The sequence below is a fragment of the Zoogloea oleivorans genome, assembly GCF_008107625.1.
In the GTDB taxonomy this organism is placed as follows: Bacteria; Pseudomonadota; Gammaproteobacteria; order Burkholderiales; family Rhodocyclaceae; genus Zoogloea; species Zoogloea oleivorans.
The window spans coordinates 1-3739 of record NZ_SDKK01000066.1 but is presented as its reverse complement, the minus strand read 5'-3'; the positions used below and the strand labels follow the sequence as shown (position 1 = coordinate 3739).

Below are 3739 nucleotides of genomic sequence, written 5' to 3'. Positions count from 1 at the left end.
ACCAGTTTTTCCGGATACCCTTTTATATCAAACAGCCTTCTTTATTGTCAGACGATACCGACAATCCAGTAACAAAAGAACCACAGTGCAAGTAGCCATAACAGTACGAAAAATCCAGCAGTAACGTAACTGACAGGCCAGTTTAACGTTTTTTTAGCTTGCTCACGAGCCGATACTAACACCTCAGGAGGGGTAAATCTGATGACCAGTGCTAACAGGCCGTTGAAAAACGCATGTTGAAACCGGAGTTCGCTTTCGCTTTTCGGTGCGTGTCGCTGTTTTCGACGCCAACGAGGTCGAATTCGACCATTTCGCGCCCGAATTCGAAGCCTTTTGGTGCCTCGTGTTCGCCTTTCGACGAACTCCAGGCGGATTTCGGCCTACACATGTTTGGCGTCCCACCAACCCGTGAGGCTGCCGATGCGCACCAGGTTGTAGGTTGCGAAGCACAGCAGCGCCTGGCCGGCGAGTTTCTCGCGACCGATCAGCTTGGTCTTGCGCAGACCGCCGACGGTTTTCAGCCAGCCGAAGGCTTCCTCGATGCGCTTGCGCACTTTGAGCGAGCTCTTGTAGCCGGCGTGGCGTGTCGTGCGGCCATCGAGTGCCGAGCCGGTGCGCTTGGCCGCAACGTGCGGCGTGACGCCCGCCTTGCGGCAACCGGCAACGAAGTCGTGCGTGTCGTACCCCTTGTCGGCGCCGACCGTCGCGCCGCGCCGACACTGGCGGCGAATCATCCGCAGCGCTGCTTCGCGCTCGGCGGTGCCGTTGGCGGGTGTCGTATCGACATCGACGACGAGTCCGTTGCGGTTCTCCATCAGGACGTGGCTCATGTGCGAAAGCCGCGCCTCGGCGCCGTGCGACTTGCGAAACAGCTGCGCGTCCGGATCGGTGCTCGACGCGTGGGTGTCGTTGATTCGCCGCTGCCCTTTGAAATCAACCTCCGGGTTGCGTCCCGGCCCGGTCGGCGGTCCGCTGCCGTCTTTCGGCTTGAAACTCTTGTGCGATGCCCACGCCTCGATCAGCGTGCCATCGACGCTGAAGTGCTCGCTGCTGGTGAGCTTTCCCCACTGCGCAAGCGCCTTCACACGCTCGAAGAAGATCCGCGCCAAACCTTCATTGAAGAGGCGGTCGCGGTTCTGGCTGAAGGTCGAGTGGTCCCAGATAGCGTCGTCGATGCCGAGGCCGACGAACCAGCGATACAGCAAGTTGTAGTCGAGGCTCTCAACCAGCAATCGCTCCGAGCGAATCGAGAACAGGATCTGCAGCAACAACGCTTTGAGCAGTCGCTCCGGCGGCACCGACGGGCGCCCGACGCGTGCATAGATCGCATCGAACTCATCATCCATCGAAGCGAGGACCGCATCGACCAGCAACCGCAGCTTGCGCAGCGGGTGGGCGGTCGGAATGCGCTCCTCAAGGCTCACGTAGGAGAACATCGCGCTCTGCGGACTTGCTTGGCCTCGCATCGGTATCGGCTGCCTCGACATGTCAGGTGCCTGAATTTTACCGTCCCGCGCCTGGGCAGCGGGCGGGGTTTTTCAACGGCCTGCTAAGCCCAATGGAATCAATAATAAATCATCGAGATAGCCGATAACTGGAATAAAGTCAGGAATCAGGTCAATAGGGCTAAACGCATACGCCGCGACGAATAAAGCCAACCCTCGAACAATCATGGGAGTGCGCGGGTCACGTGCGGCGAAATACACCGTCAGCGTATGTTGCTTTAGTTGCTTAGCCTGCCCCTTTAATACGCTTAATATAGTCATCTTTTTAATGAAAAAAAACCTATGTAACCTACACCACACTCCAGCTTAGCAGTTTACTAAAACTATACTTTTGATGTTTTAAGAAACTGCAAGATTCGCTGGTTCACCTCTTCTGGTTTTTGCAGCACCAGAAAGTGCCCAACGTCTTTCACCCATTCGGCTTTCGAACCGACGCCCAAATAGTTAACCACGTCTTTTAAACCCGCATCATCAAGCGCGACACAACCATCATTTGTTCCATGAAGATAAAGCGCTGGTTGGGAAATAGGCTGCCCCCAAACTGCAGCGTGTTTTTCCATCTCATCAGGCATACCAAAAAGGCTAGGATTGAATAAGTCGCGATAATAAGCCATTGCGGCCCTCAGGTTAGCCGGATTGCTGAAACATTTTTTCACCTGATACAAATCTTCGCTCGCATCATAACCCGGCGACCAATCAGCCCATAAGCCATCGATAAACGCAAAATTATCCATAGCAACAATCGCTTCAGAAATATCCATTTGGAAAAACCAGAAATAGAAAGAACGTTTAATTTGCTCGTATTGAAAAACATAATTGCCGAATATCGCGAGTGGCGGCACACTCATTATCGCGGCGCTACTCCAGCGATTTGGTTCTGCTGCCAAAGCGCCATAGGCAGCAACAGCACCCCAGTCGTGTGCAATCAATACCGCATCGCCTGCTCCACCTAAGGCTTCGTGCAGTGCATTAAAGTCGGCAGCGCGCGTTTTTGTAGAGTAATCACCATTTTCAGGAATGGCCGTAGGAGCATAACCTCGGATGAATGGCGCGACGGCTCGATAACCAGCCTTTGCCAATTCTGGCATCAGGTGACGAAAGCTATACGGCGAATCTGGAAAACCGTGTACACAAAGAGCCAACGGGCCAGATCCTTCCTCCAAATAGGTGAAATCCAATCCGTTAGCATTAATGCGTCCTTCTTTCATTTTTGTTCTCCGGTTATTTGATTATCAAATGTGCTATCGATAGTCGCTTTAATACTACAAGTTAATTCTGCATTAGCAAACGATTATTTAAGCAGTTACAGCCGTAATTTCAAGCTGATTAGCATTGTAAACCTTGAGCCTTGGACGTCAATAGCCACACCAGCCTTTTAGTGCAAAAAACACTCTAAAATGAACGCTCGTAATGAAATTCAGATCGAGTAGGAGGAGGTCTTGCGACCTCCGTCCTCTCACACCACCGTACGTGCGGTTCCGCATACGATAAAAAGCCAAATAGGGGACATCTCAGAAAACGGAAAATAAAGTACGTTAAGCCATTGGCATGGCCACCGCTCTCGCAAACGATCATTTTCAAGAAGCCACCGTGAGAATGCGGGCCGCGCCAGTGCTGGCCTTGTCCGTCCCGTTCTCGAAAACCGCTCTCGAATCGAGCCGCCGAGACTGCCGAGTTTCGAGAACAGCCGAAACGCCGCTTCCAGCGGCAGACGCCACACGCAAAGCCGCGCCGTTGCTGGATCGAGCATTCCTTAGCGTGCTTTAAATTCCGTTTTCTGAATCGACCCCTCAAAGAGTGGATCTCATCGTCAGAAATGGCGATGCGAGCTCCAGGCGGGCAGGGCGGCCGCCATCGTCGGAACTGGCGATGGTCGACCGCGCCGGCGTGTATCGCCGGAAATGGCGATGCTGCAGCTCGACGTGCGCGCGACCAGGTGGCCGGTACTGCCTCGCCAGAAGTGGCGATGCTCGAAAAAAAAAGCCGCCTCGATCTCGGGCGGCTCTCCAGGGGCAGGGCGGCGGTCATCGCTTGCAATGCACCAGGTCATCGTTGATCCAGGCGCTGTCCACCAGGCCGTTTTCGCGCAGCTCGTCGCACGCCTCGCTGACCTGCTCGCGCCACTTCTTCGGCCGGGTGGAATCCGAGCCACACATGAGCCGGAACGTCTCCAGCTTGAGCGGGTACGGCTCGCGGTGGGTGGCAAAGTAGTCGGGGTATCCGGAAGTTTTGGT

Annotated in this window: 3 protein-coding genes and 1 pseudogene; all 4 read right to left on the bottom strand. The window is 54.5% G+C overall.

The features are described from left to right. Nucleotides 1-380: 380 nt before the first annotated feature. A complete protein-coding gene (locus ETQ85_RS25610; protein WP_148581805.1) occupies nt 381-1466 on the bottom strand; it encodes an IS5 family transposase in 1086 nt (361 codons plus the stop codon). A gap of 84 nt (nt 1467-1550) precedes the next feature. After that, a pseudogene (locus tag ETQ85_RS25605) lies at nt 1551-1700 on the bottom strand (YkvA family protein); the annotation flags it as partial. A 128-nt stretch (nt 1701-1828) separates the two neighbouring features. Further along, nucleotides 1829-2713, bottom strand: coding sequence for an alpha/beta fold hydrolase (locus ETQ85_RS25600; RefSeq protein ID WP_148581803.1), 885 nt, complete (start codon nt 2711-2713; stop codon nt 1829-1831). Between the two features lie 816 nt (nt 2714-3529). Then, the coding region (trfA, locus tag ETQ85_RS25590; protein ID WP_246128915.1) for a plasmid replication initiator TrfA at nt 3530-3739 on the bottom strand (210 nt) is incomplete at its 5' end.